This is a genomic window from Sulfitobacter sp. AS92 (assembly GCF_038900015.1).
Classification (GTDB): Bacteria; Pseudomonadota; Alphaproteobacteria; order Rhodobacterales; family Rhodobacteraceae; genus Sulfitobacter.
Window position 1 is genome coordinate 223,276 of the sequence record NZ_JBBMQL010000001.1, and the last position, 19,366, is coordinate 242,641.

Consider the following 19,366-nt stretch of genomic DNA (forward strand, 5'->3'; position numbering starts at 1 on the left):
CATGTCCGATGATACTCTTTCTCTCTTGCTCAGCGGCTCCGATGAGACCGCTCGGCGCGCCCAGCAATTAGCTCTCCGCCTAACGCCCGGAGATGTCCTCCTGCTCAGCGGCGATGTCGGCGCGGGCAAGACGCATTTCGCCCGTGCGTTGATCTCTGAACTCCTAGACTCCCCCGAAGACATCCCCTCGCCCACCTTCACGCTGGTGCAAACCTATGACGGCCAAAGCGGCGCGATTTGGCATGCAGATCTCTACCGGTTGACCTCCACCCATGAGATTGAGGAACTGGGGTTGGTTGATGCGTTCCTCGATGCGATCTGTTTGGTGGAATGGCCGGATCGTTTGGGCCCGTTGGCGCCTGCTGGAGCGTTGCATATCAACCTCACTCCCGGCTCGGAGGAAGACAGCCGCGCGCTGACCGCCAAATGGACCGGAGCCGATTGGGCCGACAAGCTGACTGAGTGGCACGCATGACCGAACGGGCCACCTTGATCGAAACATTTCTGGAACAGGCCGGCTGGTCCAACGCCTCGCGGAAACTGTTAGCGGGTGACGCTTCAAACCGACGTTATGACCGCCTGCGCCGAACGAATGGTGAAACTGCCATATTGATGGACGCCCCGCCGGAGCGTGGTGAAGATGTGCGCCCCTTCCTCCATGTTGCGGAACATCTGACAGCTATCGGTCTTAGCGCCCCCCAGATTTTTCAAGCAGACAGTGACCACGGCCTGCTGCTGATCGAAGACCTTGGCGACGCTCTTTTCGCCCGTTTGATGGCGACCGATCATTCACAGGAAACCCCGCTTTACCGCGCCGCGGTCGACGTACTGGCCCAATTGCATGCCGCCCCGCTGCCAGAGCTGCCGGTCTGCGATGCCAATTGGCTTACCGAAATGGCGGCCCCGGCGTTCGACTTCTACGCACCCGATGAGGGGCAGGCCGCTTTCGCTCAGGCTTTCCATCCCCTCGCCACCACATTGGACGCCGCCCCCAAAGTTGTGATCCTACGCGACTACCACGTCGAAAACCTGATTTGGCTGCCGCAACGCCCGGGCGCTGCGCGCGTTGGCCTGCTCGATTTTCAAGACGCGCTATTGGGCCACCCGGCATATGACCTCGTCTCCATCCTCCAAGACGCCCGCCGCGATGTTCCGCGCGCGGTTGAGGCGCAAATGATCGACTATTACCTTGCCAAAACCGGGCAAGACGACGCCCCTTTTCGCCGCGCCTATGCTCTGCTTGGTGCCCAGCGCAACTTGCGTATCCTTGGTATTTTTGCCCGCCTCTGCCTGCGCGATGGCAAGCCGCAGTATGTCGACCTGATCCCCCGTGTTTGGCAACACTTGCAACACAACTTGCGTCATCCCGCGCTATCCGCTGTGGCTGACAGCATCGCGGGCGTGCTGCCCCATCCTACCCCCGATTTTCTGGAGCATTTGAAAAGCCAATGCGCGACTATCCCGACGCTATTATGATGTTCGCGGCCGGTTTCGGCACGCGCATGAAGCATCTCACCCAGAACCAACCCAAGCCTATGGTGCCGCTGGCCGGTCGACCGCTGGTTGACCACGCGCTGGACCTTGCCCATGCGGTGTCGCCGGCGCGGATCGTGGCAAACCTGCACTATCTGCCCGACCAGCTTAAGGCCCATCTGCAAGCGCAGGGCGTCGAGACCATTCTCGAGACACCCCAGATTCTCGACACCGGCGGCGGGTTGCGCAATGCGCTGCCGCTGCTCGGTGAAGGTCCGGTGTTCACCATGAACAGTGACGCAATCTGGGCTGGACCGAACCCGCTGAAGATGCTGCATGCCGCGTGGAATCCTAGGCAGATGGACGCGCTTTTGATGACTGTCCCGCTAGAAAACACCCTTGGCCATAGCGGTAAGGGCGACTTCACCTTGAGCGCAGATGGCCAACTTCAACGGGGGCCGGGGCAGGTTTACGGCGGGGTGCAGATCATTAAAACCGATCTTCTGGCTGAGATCGAGGCCGATGTATTCTCGCTTAACCTGTTATGGGACATGATGCTGCGCCGCGAAACGGTGTTTGGCCTGCCCTATACTGGACGCTGGTGCGATGTGGGTCACCCCGGCGGCATCGCGCTCGCCGAAGGCCTGTTGGCAGGTACGCATGTTTGAGCCGCAAGATACTCCCCGCATCTTTGGTCTCGCCCCCGGTGTCGACTTTCCGCGCGGGTTGGTGCGCGGACTTTGTGACCGGCTGGAAAATGGCCCGCCGGAGGCGATGGCCCGCGTTGAGCTTATCGTGAACACCAACCGCATGGCGCGCCGACTGCGCCATGATTTTGATGCAGGTCCGGCAGGTTTCTTGCCACGGATCCGGCTGATTACCGACCTCGACGCGTTGGCGCCCGGCGTTGCATTGCCAGCGCCGACACCGCCCTTGCAACGGCGGCTGGAACTGATTCAACTTGTCTCGCGCCTACTGGATGCCGCGCCGGATCTCGCCCCGCGCGCGTCGCTTTACGCGCTGTCCGACAGTCTTGCCGGGTTGATTGACGAAATGCAGGGCGAAGGCGTTTCGCCTGAAACCGTGGCCGGGCTAGATGTGGGTCACCTCTCGGCCCATTGGGAGCGCGCGCAGCGGTTTTTGGCCATTGCGCATGACTATCTCGGCCAGACCACCACCCGCCCTGACGCCGAGGCGCGGCGGCGACAATTGGTCGCCCGGATCATCGTCCGCTGGCAAGACGATCCGCCGCAGCATCCCGTGATCCTTGCAGGCTCCACCGGGTCGCGCGGCACGACTGCCTTGCTGATGGAGGCCGTGGCCCGCCTGCCCCAAGGCGCGATCATCCTGCCCGGTTTTGATTTCGAGATGCCCACCGCCGTCTGGAATGAGTTGGATCAGGCGCTTTTGGCTGAGGATCATCCGCAGTACCGTTTCCGCAAACTGATGAATATGCTCGGTGTCTCGCGGGGAGCGATTGAACCGTGGTGCGACATGCCCGCCGTTTCGATGGCACGAAACACGCTGCTTTCGCTCTCGCTTCGTCCTGCGCCGGTGACACATGCATGGTTGAGCGAAGGACCAAAATTGGATGACCTTCACGGCGCAACGGCTGACATCACTCTAATCGAAGCGCCCACGCCCCGTGTTGAAGCACTGGCCATCGCGCTGCGTCTGCGTCAAGCCGCAGAAGATGGCGTGAAGGCCGCGCTGATCACACCCGACCGGATGCTCACTCGACAGGTTACGGCCGCGCTGGATCGGTGGAATATCCTTCCCGATGACAGCGCCGGGATGCCGCTGCAACTGTCCCCTCCGGGGCGGTTTCTGCGTCATGTGGCAGCGCTTTTTCTGCGTAAACTTGATGCCGAAGCGCTGCTGACCCTGCTGAAACACCCGCTAACCCACAGCGGCGCGGGGCGAAACTTTCACCAGCTTTACACCCAGCGACTAGAAGCCGAGATCCGCCGCCATGGGCTGCCCTATCCAGATGCCGAAGGCCTGACCGAGATCGCTGAACGCGCTGCAAAACGAATGGAAGACCCCAGCGGTTTCCGCAATTGGATCGCTTGGGTGGGAGAGACATTCCCCGGCCATGATGCCCCCGGCGAGCGGCCCCTGCCCGATTGCGTCGCCGCCCATTTGGCGCTGGCCGATAGGATCGCCGCCGGTCAAGCCGCCGACCCCGATCATCTGCTTTGGCACCATGGCGCGGGCATCGCCGCGCAGGGAGTTATGGAAAACCTCACCGAACATGCGGTGCACGGCGGCGCGATGAATGCCGCAGATTACGCCGATCTGTTAGGCGCGCTGCTGTCTCAAGAAGAGGTGCGCGAGGCCGACACCCCGCATCCCGACATCATGATCTGGGGCACGATGGAGGCGCGGGTTCAGGGCGCCGATCTGGTCATCCTCGGCGGCCTTAACGAAGGCACATGGCCCGAAGCACCGCCGCCCGATCCCTGGCTGAACCGCCAAATGCGCGAGAAAGCAGGGCTGCTGCTGCCCGAACGGCGCGTCGGCCTTTCCGCACATGACTACCAACAGGCCATCGCCAGCGCAGAGGTTTGGATCACCCGCGCGATCCGCTCGGATGAGGCCGAAATGGTGCCGTCACGTTGGCTGAACCGGCTAGGCAACCTGCTAGGCGGTTTGGGGGAAACCGGTGGGCCAGAAGCATGGAAGGCAATGCAGCAACGCGGCAGCTATTGGCTGGATCAAGTGCGCGCCTTGGAAGCGGTGGAGCGAACGGCCCCCGCGCCACGCCCCTCGCCCCGGCCCCCACGGGCGGCGCGGCCCCGCAAGCTGTCGGTGACCGAGATCAAGACCCTGATCCGCGACCCCTATGCGGTTTACGCCAAACACAGCCTAAAACTGCGCGCGATCAACCCGCTGGTGCAATCGCCCGACGCGCCCGTGCGCGGCATCGTGCTGCACCGCATTATGGAGGATTTCGTAAAGCTGGTGGCCCGAGATCCGGCACGGCTGACCCGCGAGACCCTGCTCGAAGTTGCCGCTCAGGTGTTGGAAGAAGAAGCCCCTTGGCCCGCCGCCCGCGCCATGTGGCTGGCCCGGATCGACCGGATCGCCGATTGGTTCATTTCCCGCGAACGCACCCGCGCCGAATTCTCCAGCCCCGTCGCTTTCGAGCAAGGCGCGCGTGGCAGCCATACTTTCGCGGACCTCGGTTTTACTCTCAGCGGATTTGCTGACCGGATCGACCAGACCGATGATGGCGATGTGCTGATCTATGATTACAAGACCGGCACGCCGCCGGGCAAAAAGGAACAGCGCCTTTTCGACAAGCAACTGCTGATCGAAGCGGCGATGGTCGAACGCGGCGGCTTCCCCGAGGTGGGGGTGGCACATGTCGCCCATGCGGCCTTCATCGGCTTGGGCTCTAAACCCGTCGAAGTGCCCGCACCGTTGGACGAGGAAAACCCCCAAGAGGTGCTTGCCGGTCTGCATGCACTGCTATCGCGCTACCTAGACGAAGGCCAAGGGTTCACTGCCCGCCGCATGGTGCAAAGCGATGCTTTTGCTGGGAATTATGACCAATTGGCCCGCTTTGGCGAATGGGATGGCACCACTGCCGCCAAACCGGAGGATCTGGAATGATGCGCGATTTTGACGACGCCACCCGCGCCCAGATCGAGGCCGCCCGGCCCGATGCCTCCACGTGGCTGACCGCGAATGCGGGCTCGGGCAAGACCCGCGTGTTGACCGACCGCGTGGCGCGGCTGTTGCTCGATGATGTCGAGCCGCAACACATCCTTTGCCTGACCTATACCAAGGCCGCCGCCTCGGAGATGCAAAACCGTCTGTTCAAACGTTTGGGCGAATGGGCGATGCTGAAAGACGAGGCACTGCGCAGTGCGCTCGCCGATCTTGGTGTGCAAGGGGAGCTGACGCCTGAGCAATTGCGCAACGCCCGCACCCTATTCGCCCGCGCGATTGAGACGCCGGGCGGGCTAAAAATCCAAACAATCCACTCCTTCTGCGCCGCCCTATTGCGTCGCTTTCCGCTGGAAGCACAGGTCAGCCCGCAGTTCACCGAGATCGAAGACCGCGCCGCCGATCTGCTGCGCGCCGAGATTGTTGACGAAATGGCCGAGGGCGAAGATGCGCCTCTGGTGGCTGATATAGCGCGGCATTACACCGGCGAAGATTTCGCCAGCCTCACCCGAAGCATCGTCGGCCAACGTGACGCCTTTACTGAGCCGTGTTCATGGTCCGAGATCCTCGCGCTTTTCGCACAGCCCGACGACCTGACCGAGGACAAGATTGCCGGTTCGGTCTTCCTCGGCAGCGAGACGACGATGATGGCTGAGATCATTCCTCATCTGCTGGCTAAGGGTGGGAACGATGGCAAAGCAGGCGCGGCCTTGCAGGAGATCGAGCGCTACGATCTCTCAGCTCTGCCACAGTTGGAGAACATCCTGCTAACCGGCAGCGGCGCCAAAGCGCCCTTCACCGCCAAGATCGGCAGTTTCCCGACGAAACCGACCCAAAAGGTCATCGCGGAGCAAATGCCGCAACTTGAACAGCTGATGCAGCGTGTCGAAGACGCCCGCGAAGCACGTCTGGCGCTGAAGGCCGCGCGAAAGTCCTATGTGCTGCACCGTTTTGCTTTCCGCTTCCTTGCCCGCTATGCGGATGAAAAACAAAAACGCGGCTGGCTTGATTTCGACGATCTGATCCTCAAAGCCCGCGCACTGCTGACCGACAAGGCCGTGGCCGCATGGGTGCTTTTCCGGATCGACGGTGGCATTGATCACATTCTGGTGGACGAGGCGCAGGACACCTCGCCGCGGCAGTGGGACGTGATCGAACGGCTGACGGATGAGTTCTACTCCGGCGCAGGCGCGCGCAATGAGGTGGATCGCACGTTGTTCGTCGTGGGCGACAAGAAACAGTCGATCTATTCGTTCCAAGGGGCGGACCCGGAAGAGTTGGACCGCAAAGGTGCCACCTTTGAACAGAAAATCGGCGAAGCGGGGCAGTTCTTTCAGCGCCGCAGCCTTGCCTATTCTTTCCGCTCTTCCTCGGCGATCCTGCAGGCGGTCGACGGTGTATTCGACCCGGAGGTCCAGACCGGGTTCACAAATGACGGGCATTTGGCATTCAAGGATCGTCTGCCCGGCCGCGTAGACCTATGGCCATTTATCGAAAAAGCCGGTCCTGATGAGGGAGGCGACTGGACAGACCCCGTCGACCGGCGCAGCGCGCGGCATCACACGGTGCAACTGGCTGAGCGCATCGCGCGGCGCATCAAGGAACTGACGACTGAGAAACATTACCTCCCCGACGACAGCAAGGGCGGATTGGCGCGGCGGCGCATCCAACCGGGAGATTTTCTGATCCTCGTGCAACGCCGCTCGGCCCTGTTTTCTGAGATTATTCGCGCTTGTAAGGCGGCGGAACTGCCCATCGCCGGGGCGGATCGGCTTAAGGTTGGGGCCGAGCTCGCGGTGCGCGATCTGGCTGCGATCTTGTCGTTCTTGGCGACGCCGGATGACGATCTTTCGCTTGCAACCGCGCTGAAATCGCCGCTTTTTGGCTGGTCAGAGCAAGAGCTTTTCACGCTCGCCCATTACCGGAAAGAAGATCACCTCTGGCAGGCCTTGCGCAACCAGACCGAGGCCCATGCCGCCACGCTCCCGGTTCTGCGCGACCTGCGTGCGCAGGTGGACTACCTGCGCCCCTATGACCTGATTGAGCGGATCCTCACCCGTCACGACGGCCGCCGTAAACTGCTGGCGCGCTTGGGGCCAGAGGCGGAAGACGGCATCAATGCGATGCTGAGCCAAGCGCTCGCCTATGAGCGCGGCGCTGTGCCCAGCTTGACCGGTTTCTTGCAATGGATGCAGACCGATGATCTGGAAATTAAACGCCAGATCGACAGCGCGTCGAACCAGATCCGGGTGATGACGGTGCATGGCGCCAAGGGTCTCGAAGCGCCCATCGTCATCCTGCCCGACACCGGGCGACGCGATGTGACGATCAAAGATGAGATTATTACCGTTGCTGGCACACCTGTGTGGAAAGCCTCGGCCGATGACACGCCGCAACCGATGCGCGCACGACTGGACGAGATGAAAGAGGCTGCGCTGCAAGAACGGCTTCGGCTGTTTTACGTGGCCATGACGCGGGCCGAGAAATGGCTGATCGTGGCGGCTGCGGGGGAATTGTCTAAGGATGAATCCTCTTGGTATCAGATCACCGCTGCCGCACTGGCCCGATTGCAAGCCGAGCCATTAGGAGACGACGGCACGCTGCGCTATCAGCAGGGCGATTGGGATGCACTCGACATCGTGGAGACACCCGAGGAAATCGTCACAGCGCCCCAGTTAGACCCTAATTTTGCGCGTCCTGCCCCCGCACCAAGTGGTGAAGACAAGACCCTATCGCCCTCTGATCTTGGCGGTGCGAAGGCGCTGGCCGGTGAAGCGGGTTTCGATATGGATACAGCGCTAAGCTACGGCACTTTGGTGCATGAATTGCTCGAACATCTGCCGCTAATGGATGCGGAAGCGCGGGAGATTTTCCTTAGCAGTTTGGCCCGTAGTCATTCGGTTGAGATGATCGGCCGCGCGCAGGCAGAAGCAGAAGCCGTGTTACGCACCCCTGCCCTCGCCCCGCTTTTCGCCGACACGACGCTCGCTGAAGTGCCTGTCACCGGCAGCTTGGGCGCACAGCGTCTGCATGGTACGATCGACCGGTTGGTGATCGCCGAAGATCATATCCTCGCGGTGGATTTTAAAACCAACCGCGTGGTTCCCAATGCACCTGATGCCTGCCCGGACGGTCTGCTGCGCCAGATGGGCGCATATGCGCATATGCTGCGGCAGATCTACCCGCAGTGGCGAATTGAAACGGCAATTCTATGGACTGCGAAACCAGCGCTTATGGTGCTGCCCAACGAAATCGTGACAAATGCGATGCGAGCCCTGCCATATCTTGACGCCAGTGCCCCGCGTTCATAGGTTCAGGCCTTAACCCATTCCTGTCAGGAGAGCATCATGGCAACCGTCGCAGTCACCGACGACACTTTCGACGCCGAAGTTAAAAATTCGGACATTCCGGTTCTGGTCGATTTCTGGGCCGAATGGTGCGGCCCGTGCAAACAGATCGGCCCTTCGCTGGAAGAGCTTTCGGATGAAATGAACGGTCGCGTGAAGATCGTTAAAGTCAACGTCGACGAAAACCCGAACTCGCCCGCTCAGGTCGGCGTGCGTGGTATTCCGGCGCTGTTCATCTTTAAGGACGGTCAGGTCGTATCGAACCTTGCTGGCGCACGCCCCAAGGCGGCCCTGCAAAGCTGGATCGAAGAATCCATTTAATTTCAGTAAGTTACTGAATTTGAGTTACGAAAACGGGCGCCTTTCGGGGCGCCCTTTTCATTGAGATCAGACTGGCCAACCAAAGCGCCTTAGCCGCGCGGCAATCTTCTCCTCGGCCTCCGCTCGACCTGCGTTGATGCAGTTGTCCTGCCAGAACCACCACAGATAGGCTGCGAAATCCGGCTCTGCCCGTTCGGCTGCGTCGAAACATTGGCTGAGATCTGCCAGATCTGCCCTGACTCCAATATGGTGAAAGTCGATCTGGCCAAAGAAAAGGGCAGGTTTGCCAAAAAAATATCCGGAAAATGCGACCGCTGAGTTTTGGGTCACGACAAAGGCACAGTTCTGGAGGTGGCGCTCCATCTGGCCCATGGTCAGGGTCAAACGGGGGTGCTGCGCCGCGAGACGTTCAAGCGCGGTAAGCTCCTCTGCGCTATAAACCTCCTTTGGATGCAGCGCAGCCACAATGAGGCAGGTGGACTGGGCAAGTGTATGCTCCAGCATCTCTATGGGGCTGCAAGATTGGAAGGATCGCCGCTGCAACAGGCGGCCCTGCAAGGTAACATAGATTGGCCCATCTCTGCGCGTTTGCTCTGGTGCACTGCCAAACAGGCGCTTCTGCCAGAAACGGTAGAAACGCTGCGCTTCAATGGGGTCAATAAGCGCGGGATCGAACTCGCCTAAAGCGACATCCCACAACCAACGTTCAGGCCGCGCCTCAATCTGCCAGAACGGGTAGTGATAGCAACGGCGAAAAATCAAACCACGCGTGGTTGGGGCAGGGGCCATGTGGCTGAGCGTTAGCGCATCCGGGGCACGGACGGGCCCGCCAATATCGCGATATGTGACCCTAAACTGCGCATTTTCGAGTACACGCGCAACTTTACCGATGAAGTTATGCGCGCCGGACTCTGCGCTCTTCCGCAGCGGGGGTTCAAGATAGATATCAACTTCGGCGCGATCCTGCATGAGGCAGAGGCTAGCCCGCCGCGCAACCGCCCACAAGCGGCGCCGCCCTTGTCCTGCCCTGCCACGGGGGCCATATAGACGCCAAGCGACAGGAGGCCCCATGGCACAGAACGACGATTTCCCCGGTTGGCACGGGACCACGATTATTGGCGTCAAAAAAGGCGGCGAAGTGGTGATTGCCGGTGACGGACAGGTCAGCCTTGGCCAGACCGTGATCAAAGGCACAGCCCGCAAGGTGCGAAAACTCAGCCCCGGCGGCTATGACGTGGTGGCGGGGTTTGCTGGCTCTACCGCTGATGCTTTCACGCTGCTGGAACGGTTGGAGGCCAAGCTGGAGGCGACACCGGGGCAACTGGCCCGTGCGAGTGTTGAGCTGGCGAAGGACTGGCGCACCGATAAATACCTGCAAAAGCTGGAAGCGATGCTGATCGTGACCGATGGCAAAGACTTGCTGGTGATCACCGGCGCAGGCGATGTGCTGGAGCCGGAGCACGAAGTCGCCGCCATCGGGTCGGGCGGGAACTATGCCCTCGCTGCGGCGCGCGCTATGATGGACAGCGACCGTGACGCCGAAACCATCGCCCGCGATGCGATGGCGATTGCCGCCGACATCTGCGTCTACACCAACGGCAAACTGACCGTGGAGAAAATCACCGCATGACCGACCTAACCCCCCGCGAGATCGTATCCGAGCTTGATCGTTACATCATCGGCCAGAACGACGCCAAACGCGCTGTTGCTGTGGCGCTGCGCAACCGTTGGCGGCGCAAGCAGTTGGCGGATGATCTTCGCGACGAAGTGTACCCTAAGAACATCCTAATGATTGGCCCCACCGGCGTTGGTAAGACTGAGATCAGCCGCCGTCTGGCCAAGCTGGCCCGTGCGCCGTTTATTAAAATCGAAGCCACTAAGTTCACCGAGGTCGGCTATGTTGGCCGTGATGTGGAGCAAATCATCCGCGATTTGCTAGACAGTTCCATCGTCATGACTCGCGAGTTTATGCGTGAAGACGTCAAGACCAAAGCCGAGCAGGCCGCTGAGGAGCGCGTGATCGACGCCATCGCCGGAACCGATGCCCGTGACGGAACCCGCGAGATGTTCCGCAAAAAACTGCGCAGCGGCGAGTTGGATGACACAATGATCGAGCTTGAGGTCGCCGACAACTCTAGCCCCTTTCCGATGATGGACATTCCCGGCCAACCCGGCGGCGGCGCGGGGATGATGAACCTCGGCGATTTATTCGGCAAAGCCATAGGCGGGCGTACCACTAAGAAGCGTCTCGCCGTTGCTGACAGCTATGAAGTGCTGCTGGGCGAAGAGGCTGATAAACTGCTCGATGATGAAGCCGTGAACCGCGCCGCGATTGAGGCGGTTGAGCAGAACGGCATCGTCTTTTTGGACGAGATCGACAAGGTCTGCGCCCGGTCTGATGCGCGTGGTGGCGATGTTTCACGTGAAGGCGTGCAGCGCGACCTACTGCCGCTGATCGAAGGCACCGTTGTTTCCACGAAATATGGGGCGGTCAAAACCGACCACATCCTCTTCATCGCCTCAGGTGCCTTTCATATCGCCAAACCCTCGGATTTGCTGCCCGAACTGCAGGGCCGCTTGCCGATCCGCGTTGAGTTACGGGCGCTGACCGAAGGCGATTTCGTCCGCATCCTGACCGAAACCGACAATGCTTTGACGCGTCAGTACACCGCGCTGTTGCGCACCGAAGAACTGACCGTGACCTTCACCGAAGAGGGCATCGCGGCGCTGGCCAAGATCGCGGCGGATGTGAACACTTCGGTCGAGAATATCGGAGCGCGACGGCTCTATACCGTCATGGAACGGGTGTTTGAGGAAGTTTCTTTCGATGCGCCGGATCGCTCGGGGCAGGAGATCACCGTCGACGCGGATTTTGTTGAGAAGAACTTGGGCGAATTGACCCGCTCTACTGATCTCAGCCGCTACGTTCTTTAGGGCTTTTCTTTCCTCCATGCCCCGGCGATGAAAGGGGCATGGAGTACCTCTCATTTCTGCGGCGTAACTGGCTGTTTCTGTTGGCCGGTTTCCTGCTCACCTTCACCTCGTCCTATGGACAGACTTATTTCATCTCGCTCTTTGCGGGGGTGATTAAGGGCGACTTTGGCCTGAGTGATGGCCAATGGGGTGGCATCTATACCATCGGCACGACGCTTTCGGCGATTACCATGGTTTGGGCCGGGGTGTTGACGGATCGGTTCCGCGTGCGGGCGCTGGCGTTTGGCGTGATGGTGGCGCTGGCCGGGGCATGTTTGGCGATGGCGGCGGTGCCGAATTGGGTCGCGCTGATTTTTGTCATCTATGCCCTGCGGCTAACCGGGCAGGGGATGATGTCCCAGCTTGGACAAGTCGCCATGGTGCGCTGGTTCGAGGCCTCCCGCGGCAAGGCGCTGTCGTTGTCTTCGATGGGCTTTGCTGCGGGACAGGCGTTTTTGCCGGTGATCTTTGTGGCGCTTTTCGCCAGCTTCCATTGGCGCAGTCTGTGGGTGCTGGCCGCCGTGCTGGTTTTGCTGACGATCCCGGTGATCCAGATGCTGCTCAGGCAGGAACGCACACCGCAAAGCATGGCGGATCATGCGCAGCGCGCCGGGATGCAGGGGCGGCATTGGACGCGGGGTGAGATGCTTCGCTCGGGTCTATTCTGGATGATGATCCCCTTTGCCATCGGCCCCTCGGCATGGGGCACGGCACTGTTCTTTCAGCAGGTGCACCTCACCGAGGTGAAAGGCTGGGAACTGGTCGAATTCGTGGCGCTTATGCCGATCTACACGCTCTCGGCGGTGGCCTGCACCTTTCTTTCGGGCTGGGCGATCGACCGGTTCGGGGTCAGCCGTGTGGTTCCGGTGATGATGTTGCCCTTCGCGCTGTCATTCGTCGTGCTGGCCTATGCCGATACCCTATGGATGGCGGGAATCGGCTTGATGATTTTCGGCGTGGGGCAGGGGATGCAATCAACCGCCCCCGCGGCCTTCTGGGCGGAATATTACGGCACGCGGCATGTCGGGTCGATTAAAGCAGTGGCGGCAGCGCTGATGGTCTTTGGTTCAGCCATCGGACCGGGCGTAACAGGGCTGTTCATCGACCTTGGCGTGGATTTCCCGGAGCAGATGTTGCCGATTGCGCTCTACTATCTCTTGGCTGCGGGATTGGCTGCATGGGCGATCCGGCGCTACAAACCTTGGCTGCGCGCCTAACGATTTCGCCTGAGATAAACGTAATAGGCACCGCCGCCGCCATGACTTACGTGTGCCTGCGCGATCTGGAGCACCAGCGCGCTGAGCGGCGGCATCGACAGCCATTGTGGCACTTGATGGCGCAGCACACCGTCGCGTACGGGGATCGGGCCGCCTTCGTCACGGCGTTTGCCCTTGCCGGTGATGACCAACACCAGCCGTTTGCCACGGGCATGGGCGTCCATGATAAACCCATTCAGCGCGGGATGGGCGCGGTCGAGCGTCATGCCGTGCAGGTCAATCCGGCCTTCGGGGCGCAGTTTGCCGCGCTTCAGCTTGCCGAAAGCTTTGTGATCCATCTGGACCGGCGCGGTTTTCATCTGCTCACTTAATGTAGGGCGCAGATCATTGCTGCGCTTTTTCACGCTCGGCTGAGGCTTGTTTCCTTGCAGCGTGATCTTAGCCCGGCGGATCTGCGGCGGGGCGGGGGCAGGCGCGTCGATTTCGGGCGTGAAGAGCTTGTTCAACTCCAGCTTCTCGGTCCGCTCGGTCACCCTGCGCCACAGCGCGAGGTCGTCGTCATTCAGCCGCCGGCGCTTCATATCGCGCTCTCGGGCAGGAAGGCATAGGCGCGTTGGATCGGCATGAGCACCATCATCCGGCCCGGATCACGCAAGCGCCCGGCGGCGCGGCCTGCCTTGTCGCCGGTGCCGAAGAACACATCGGCCCGTTGCGTACCTTTGATGGCCGAACCAGTGTCTTGCGCCACCATCAATCGACGCATCGGTTTCTTGCCGTCTTTTTCCAACCAGACGGGCGCGCCCAACGGCACATAGGCCGGGTCCACCGCAACGCTGCGCAGCGTGGTGATGGAACGGTTCATCGCCCCCAGTGGCCCCTTGTCAGCGGGCACGCGGCTGACTTCACGGAAAAACACATATGACGGGTTGTGATACAGCAATTCGCGGCCATCCTCGGGGTTGCGGCGCACCCAATTCTTGATCACATCGGCGCTGACCTGATGCGCCTCATAGACACCGCGCCGCACCAATTCGACCCCGACCGACCGGTAATCATGCCCATTGGCACCGCGATAGCCCACGCGCAGATAGCTACCATCGGGCAGGCGAATGCGGCCAGAGCCTTGAATTTGAAGGAAGAACAGTTCGACCGGGTCATCGACCCAAGCAATCTCTAGCCCGCGGTCGCGCATCACTTCGCCATCTAGGATCTCGCGCCGGGTCAGCCACGGGCGAATCTCCTCGGCCTCAGGGGGCATGGCGTAGATTGGGTATTGGAAACGCGCGGAGGGGTAGAGATCGCCATCAAGCTCAGGCTCAAAATAGCCGGTAAAGAGCGCGTCTTGACCGTCTTCCATTAGGACAGGACGAAAGAATAGTTCGAAAAATTGGCGGGGGTCCGGCCCATCTTTGGCCAATTTGCACAGCGCGCGCCAGTCGACATCTTTCATATCCCCGCAGGTGCTGGTGAACACCTCGAACGCGGCGGCGTGGTCATCCTCGGCCCAGCCGTCAAGCTGGTCGAAATCCATGACCGTATAATGCACTTCCGCTGCGGCCGGTGTAATCATTGATACACCGCCCAACAGCGCACAGGCGCAAAGGGCACGCGCTACCCGTCTGTGGAAACCAGCAGCCAATTCGGATCATCCGAGCCCATGACACGGGCAAAGACCCATGTATCTTTTTGGCGTTTGATTTCGTTGATGCTGCCTTCGACGATCTCCCCTTCACGGTTGCGCACCGCCGAGGTCAATTCGCCGACAAAGCGGATGGTAAGTTCGGCTTCTTTCGTGGCTTCGTCCATTCTGGCGTCGATCAGTTCCAACTCACGCACACCGATGAAATTAGCCTCAATCGTCAGACCTTGGTCTTCGCGGGCGGCCACACCATCGACAAAGCTTTCATAGACATCCTCGGCCAAGAAGGGCTGGATTTCAGCCAGATCGCCGCGCTCATAGCCCATGACGATCATCTCATAAGCACCGCGTGCGCCTTGCAAGAAATCGTTCACGCCGAAAGACGGCTCAACGCGCTTCATCTCGGCAAGCGCTTTGCCCGAAGTGCTGTCTTCGGCAACGTGATCGGTAATATCGAGATCCGGGCCGCCTTCGATCACCTCGAACGACGGGCCACTGCGTGCGGCGGGCGTTTGATCGCTGACGGGAGGCTTTTCAAAGCCCTCGCGCGTGCCGAGCACATTTTTCAGGCGCAGGATCAGGAATACGGCGATACCGGCAAGCACCAGAAGCTGTATCAGGGGAGAATTCATCGAAACCTCATTCAGGGTGGCATGGAAACATGCAAGTTAAGCTCTTATGTAGGTGTTCGACCGGGGCAAGTCCACTCTGCCCCCAGCGAAAGGACCCTGCCGCATGTGGCTATTGATCGCATTTATCGCCGTGCCTCTGATCGAGATCACGCTTTTCATTCAAGTTGGCGGGGCCATCGGCCTTGGCTGGACCCTTGCCGTTGTGGTGCTAACGGCCATTCTGGGCACGTGGTTGGTGCGCTCTCAGGGGGCGATTGCCATGGGTCAGCTGCGCAGTTCTTTCTCTGATCTGCGCGATCCAACAGAGCCTTTGGTGCACGGTGCGATGATCCTTTTTTCCGGCGCACTTTTGCTGACGCCCGGGTTTTTCACAGACGCGGTTGGCTTTGCTTTCCTGATTCCACGCTTTCGGGCGGCGGCCTATCGCGCCATTCGTGACCGTGTGAACATCCAAAGTTTTGGCACGCCCGGCGGCGGTATGGGCCCGCGTCCCGGCCCTCAAGGCGGGCGTGATCCGCGTGGCGACGTAATTGACGGTGATTTTCACGAGATTCCCGAACAGCCGCGCCAGACCAAGGGGCCATCCGGCTGGACAAAGGATTGAGCGGCCCGTGCTGACCTGCTAAGCCCGGCTGGATTTAAAAAATTAACCACAACAGGACACAGACCATGGCAGAAAACGAAACACCGCAACCCACACAGCCGCAGATGCGCGTGCTGGGCCAATTCATCCGCGACATGTCCTTTGAGAACATCATGGCGCAAAAGGGCGCGCCCGCCGATGTGCAGCCTGACGTGCAGGTTCAGGTGAACCTCGACGCAAAAAAGCGCGCCGGGGACAGCCAGTATGAAACGGCGATCAAGCTGAACATCACCTCCAAGGCGAAAGACGGCGACGCGACGCTTTTTGTGCTGGAAATCGACTATGTCGGTATTTTTCAGGTCGAGAACGTGCCCGAAGAGCAGATGCACCCCTATCTGCTGATCGAATGCCCGCGCATGATCTTCCCGTTCCTGCGCCGCATCGTCAGCGACGTGACCCGTGATGGTGGTTTCCCGCCGCTGAACCTTGAGAACATCGACTTCCTGTCGCTGTACCGCAACGAAGTTGCGCGCCGGCAGGCAGAAAACCCGCCTAAAGCCGACGCCTAAGCGTTAGCCCAGCTGTTTCCACAGCACGTCGTCGCCCAGCTTGCCGATGAATTCGGCATGGGCGGCGGCTTCGGCCTCTGTCAGACGTGAGGGCAGGGGATTGGGCCGCGGTTTCGGGGTCCAGCGCGAGTCTGGCTGACCGGCTTGTTGCTCAGGCGCAGACGACAACGCAAAGTCGGGCTGCCGCCCGCCGATCAACTCCAAATAGACTTCGGCCAGAATTTCACTGTCGAGCAGGGCGCCGTGCAGGGTGCGCGACGTATTGTCGATGCCGAAGCGCCGGCAGAGCGCGTCGAGAGACGCGGGTGAGCCGGGGAAGCGCTTGCGCGCGATCTCCAACGTATCAAGCGCTTGCTCCCATGGGATTTGCGGCAGGCCCATCCAGCGCAATTCGGCATTCAGGAATTTAATGTCGAAGGCCGCGTTGTGAATGATCAGCTTTGACGTGCCGATAAAATCAAGGAACGACTTCCCGATTTGGGCAAACTTGGGTTTGTCGCGCAGGAAATCGTCGCCAAGCCCGTGTACCTGAAACGCCTCTTCCGGCATTCCGCGTTCGGGATTAATATATTGGTGATAGGTCTCGCCCGTGGCCATGTGGTTCATCAGCTCAACCGCACCGATTTCGACGATACGGTCGCCGCTTTCGGGGTCAAAGCCGGTGGTTTCGGTATCGAGCACGATTTCACGCATGACGTAGCTTTTCCTTAATGTCGCGGACCACCTCCCGGACCTGCGCACGGGCATGGTCGGGCGTGTCGGTGACTATCACATAGTCTGACCGGGCGCACTTCTCTTTGGCGGGCATTTGCTTGGCGCGGATGGCGTCGAATTGGGCTTCGGTCATGGTGCCGCGGGCAAGGACGCGGTCGCGCTGAACGTCGTCGGGGATTGTCACGCAGACCACCGCGTCCATCGCGGCGTCGCCGCCTGTTTCAAAGAGCAGCGGGATGTCGAGCACGGCGATGTCGCTCGTGGCTTTGGCAAGAAACGCGGCGCGGTCCTGTGCCACCAGAGGATGAACAATCGCTTCGATCCGGGTCAGGGCGGTGGGATCGGCGGCGATGATCTCTTTCAACGCGGCACGGGAAACGGCCCCGGCTTCTATCGCCGTCGAAAAAGCTGCCCGCATCGGTGCCACAGCCGCGCCACCGGCGGCATAGAGCCGGTGCACCGCCGCGTCGGCGTCCCAGACGGCGCAGCCTTCCTCAGTAAACATCTTTGCCGTGGTCGATTTGCCCATGCCAATCGACCCAGTCAGCCCAAGGTGGAACATCAGCGCAGCGCCGCCGTTCGGGTGGCGCGGTCAACCTCTGGCCGCTTGCCAAACCAGCGCTCAAACGCAGGAACCGCTTGGTGCAGCAGCATGCCAAGGCCATCGACGGTGACACAGCCCATTTCCTCTGCCGTTTCCAGAAGATGCGTCCGTAGTGGCGCATAAACGAGATCTGTCACCACGGTGCCGGGGCGCAGACCATCAAGCGGTACACGCAACGCGCCCTTGCCGATCATCCCGAGCGAGGTGGTGTTCACCACCAAATTCGCACGATCCAGCATGTCACCCGCCTGCACCCAATCAACAACCTTTATCCGGTTGCCAAAGTCCCGCTGCAGCTGTTCCGCCCGGACACGGGTGCGGTTTGACAGGCAGATCTCGGGCACGCCTGCGTCGATCAGCGATGAAATCACCGCCCGCGCGGCCCCCCCAGCACCTAGCACCGCCGCTGGTCCGGCTTTAGGATTCCAATCCGGCGCGCCGGCTTTCAGATTTTCGATAAACCCGTAGCCATCGGTGTTATCGGCATGGATTTTTCCGTCTGCGCGAAAGATCAGCGTGTTGGCTGCCCCGATCAGCGTAGCGCGGTCGCTGATGAGATCCGCGATCTCCATCACTGCTTCTTTATGCGGAATGGTCAGGTTTACCCCGACGAAACCCATCTTGGGCAGCGTTCTCAGCGCCTCTTTCAAGTCGCCCGGTGCCACATCAAGCGGGACATAGTGCCCCGCGATGCCATAGGTCTCTAGCCAATGGCGGTGCAACTGTGGAGATTTGGAATGGGCGATGGGCGATCCGATCACACCGGCAAGGGGGATTTTGGCCAGGCTCATGTTTCGAGGTCTCCGCGCAGCGTCAGATAGTTCAACAACTCAAGAAATGGCATACCGAGGACGTGAAAGTAATCCCCCTCAATTTGACTGAACAGCCGCACACCTTCTTCTTCTAGTTTATAGCAGCCCACGGCGTGACGAATGCTCTCCCAATTCCGCTCAACGTAATCGGCAATATAAGCGTCGCTTGTTTCGCGCATCCGCAGCCGCACTTGGCCAACATGCCGCCAGAGCGGTTCACCATCTTCATAAAGCACGGCGGCAGAGAGCAGCGAATGCCGATCCCCGCGCAGCTGATGCAATTGGGCGATGGCCTCTTCCTGGTTAGCCGGTTTGTGCAACATCTCTCCGCGATGCTCCAAGACCTGATCGCAGCCCAGCACCAAAGCGCCAGAGTGCTTTTCACTCACCTTACGGGCCTTCATCTCGGCCAATGTGTCGGCAATATCGCGGGGCTTGGCGTCTTCGCCCCGCAGGGCGGCGGTTATCATCTCTTCATCTATGCGCGCGGGGATCACCTCATGCGGGATTGCGGCCTGCCGCAAGAGCTGTGCCCGGATCTCCGAGCCGGAGGCGAGGATGATTTTTTGCGGCATGTGGATAACCCTGTGATGAACTGGCGCAAATCTTGAGGATTTGTTCTGCGAGATAAACGTTGACAGCACAAGCCCGCAGATCTCGCCCCGAGTCGCGGTTTTTGTCGCCGATTCCCACCCCGAGGGATATGGATAAACCGCTTGTGCGTATAACCACTCTACTTCACTGGTTATCCCCGTATCGATACATTTTGTCCCCCGGAAAATACGCTGGCAAGATATTGAGAAGTTT

Annotated in this window: 19 protein-coding genes; 11 read left to right on the plus strand and 8 right to left on the minus strand. The window is 60.3% G+C overall.

Annotated elements, in window-relative coordinates; genetic code table 11:
• Position 1: 1 nt before the first annotated feature.
• Genes tsaE through trxA form a run of 6 tightly spaced genes read left to right on the plus strand, consistent with a single transcriptional unit; the run spans position 2 to position 8,816 of the window.
• Complete coding sequence (tsaE, locus tag WNY61_RS01090) at positions 2-475, plus strand: tRNA (adenosine(37)-N6)-threonylcarbamoyltransferase complex ATPase subunit type 1 TsaE (protein WP_342849609.1); 474 nt, start codon at positions 2-4, stop codon at positions 473-475.
• On the plus strand, positions 472-1,476 hold the full coding sequence (locus tag WNY61_RS01095; protein WP_342849610.1) for a phosphotransferase: 1,005 nt from the start codon (positions 472-474) through the stop codon (positions 1,474-1,476). Before tsaE ends, WNY61_RS01095 begins: the two co-directional genes overlap by 4 nt.
• Complete coding sequence (locus tag WNY61_RS01100; RefSeq protein WP_342849611.1) at positions 1,449-2,141, plus strand: nucleotidyltransferase family protein; 693 nt, start codon at positions 1,449-1,451, stop codon at positions 2,139-2,141. Before WNY61_RS01095 ends, WNY61_RS01100 begins: the two co-directional genes overlap by 28 nt.
• Entirely contained in the window at positions 2,134-5,091 is a 2,958-nt protein-coding gene (gene addB / locus WNY61_RS01105; protein ID WP_342849612.1) for a double-strand break repair protein AddB, read from the plus strand. The genes WNY61_RS01100 and addB overlap by 8 nt, the downstream gene beginning before the upstream one ends.
• Positions 5,088-8,459, plus strand: coding sequence for a double-strand break repair helicase AddA (addA, locus tag WNY61_RS01110; RefSeq protein WP_342849613.1), 3,372 nt, complete (start codon positions 5,088-5,090; stop codon positions 8,457-8,459). The genes addB and addA overlap by 4 nt, the downstream gene beginning before the upstream one ends.
• Before the next feature lie 36 nt (positions 8,460-8,495).
• Complete coding sequence (gene trxA / locus WNY61_RS01115; protein ID WP_007118424.1) at positions 8,496-8,816, plus strand: thioredoxin; 321 nt, start codon at positions 8,496-8,498, stop codon at positions 8,814-8,816.
• A 66-nt stretch (positions 8,817-8,882) separates the two neighbouring features.
• Here the strand turns inward: trxA and WNY61_RS01120 are convergent, their stop codons facing one another.
• Entirely contained in the window at positions 8,883-9,785 is a 903-nt protein-coding gene (locus WNY61_RS01120; protein ID WP_342849614.1) for a hypothetical protein, read from the minus strand.
• 100 nt (positions 9,786-9,885) lie between these two features.
• Between WNY61_RS01120 and hslV the strand changes: the two genes are divergently transcribed.
• Genes hslV through WNY61_RS01135 form a run of 3 tightly spaced genes read left to right on the plus strand, consistent with a single transcriptional unit; the run spans position 9,886 to position 13,006 of the window.
• The gene (gene hslV, locus WNY61_RS01125) at positions 9,886-10,446 is read left to right on the plus strand and encodes an ATP-dependent protease subunit HslV (RefSeq protein ID WP_007118421.1); all 561 of its coding nucleotides are present in this window, start codon (positions 9,886-9,888) and stop codon (positions 10,444-10,446) included.
• Positions 10,443-11,750: an ATP-dependent protease ATPase subunit HslU gene (gene hslU, locus WNY61_RS01130; protein WP_342849616.1), complete on the plus strand. Its 1,308-nt coding sequence runs from the start codon at positions 10,443-10,445 to the stop codon at positions 11,748-11,750. Before hslV ends, hslU begins: the two co-directional genes overlap by 4 nt.
• A gap of 38 nt (positions 11,751-11,788) precedes the next feature.
• The gene (locus WNY61_RS01135; RefSeq protein ID WP_342849617.1) at positions 11,789-13,006 is read left to right on the plus strand and encodes an MFS transporter; all 1,218 of its coding nucleotides are present in this window, start codon (positions 11,789-11,791) and stop codon (positions 13,004-13,006) included.
• Here WNY61_RS01135 and WNY61_RS01140 read toward each other — a convergent pair.
• Genes WNY61_RS01140 through WNY61_RS01150 form a run of 3 tightly spaced genes read right to left on the minus strand, consistent with a single transcriptional unit; the run spans position 13,003 to position 15,277 of the window.
• Positions 13,003-13,587: a Smr/MutS family protein gene (locus tag WNY61_RS01140; protein WP_342849618.1), complete on the minus strand. Its 585-nt coding sequence runs from the start codon at positions 13,585-13,587 to the stop codon at positions 13,003-13,005. The two genes, WNY61_RS01135 and WNY61_RS01140, sit on opposite strands and share 4 nt — an antisense overlap.
• Positions 13,584-14,576, minus strand: coding sequence for an MltA domain-containing protein (locus WNY61_RS01145; protein WP_342849619.1), 993 nt, complete (start codon positions 14,574-14,576; stop codon positions 13,584-13,586). Before WNY61_RS01145 ends, WNY61_RS01140 begins: the two co-directional genes overlap by 4 nt.
• Positions 14,577-14,617: 41 nt before the next feature.
• Entirely contained in the window at positions 14,618-15,277 is a 660-nt protein-coding gene (locus tag WNY61_RS01150; protein WP_342849620.1) for a Tim44/TimA family putative adaptor protein, read from the minus strand.
• A 103-nt stretch (positions 15,278-15,380) separates the two neighbouring features.
• Between WNY61_RS01150 and WNY61_RS01155 the strand changes: the two genes are divergently transcribed.
• Positions 15,381-15,881 carry an FxsA family protein gene (locus WNY61_RS01155; RefSeq protein WP_007118415.1) on the plus strand — a complete coding sequence of 167 codons (501 nt, stop codon included), beginning with the start codon at positions 15,381-15,383 and terminating at the stop codon, positions 15,879-15,881.
• Between the two features lie 65 nt (positions 15,882-15,946).
• The gene (gene secB / locus WNY61_RS01160; protein WP_007118414.1) at positions 15,947-16,429 is read left to right on the plus strand and encodes a protein-export chaperone SecB; all 483 of its coding nucleotides are present in this window, start codon (positions 15,947-15,949) and stop codon (positions 16,427-16,429) included.
• 3 nt (positions 16,430-16,432) lie between these two features.
• On the opposite strand, the gene dnaQ is transcribed toward secB, so the two are convergent.
• From dnaQ to WNY61_RS01180, 4 genes are read right to left on the minus strand one after another with little or no spacing between them, the layout of a single operon-like run.
• Positions 16,433-17,122, minus strand: a complete 690-nt coding sequence (gene dnaQ / locus WNY61_RS01165) for a DNA polymerase III subunit epsilon (protein WP_342849621.1) — start codon at positions 17,120-17,122, stop codon at positions 16,433-16,435.
• On the minus strand, positions 17,115-17,708 hold the full coding sequence (gene coaE, locus WNY61_RS01170; protein WP_342849984.1) for a dephospho-CoA kinase: 594 nt from the start codon (positions 17,706-17,708) through the stop codon (positions 17,115-17,117). The genes dnaQ and coaE overlap by 8 nt, the downstream gene beginning before the upstream one ends.
• Entirely contained in the window at positions 17,705-18,538 is an 834-nt protein-coding gene (locus WNY61_RS01175) for a shikimate dehydrogenase (RefSeq protein WP_342849622.1), read from the minus strand. The genes coaE and WNY61_RS01175 overlap by 4 nt, the downstream gene beginning before the upstream one ends.
• Entirely contained in the window at positions 18,535-19,134 is a 600-nt protein-coding gene (locus tag WNY61_RS01180) for a nucleoside triphosphate pyrophosphatase (RefSeq protein ID WP_342849623.1), read from the minus strand. The genes WNY61_RS01175 and WNY61_RS01180 overlap by 4 nt, the downstream gene beginning before the upstream one ends.
• Positions 19,135-19,366 lie beyond the last annotated feature (232 nt).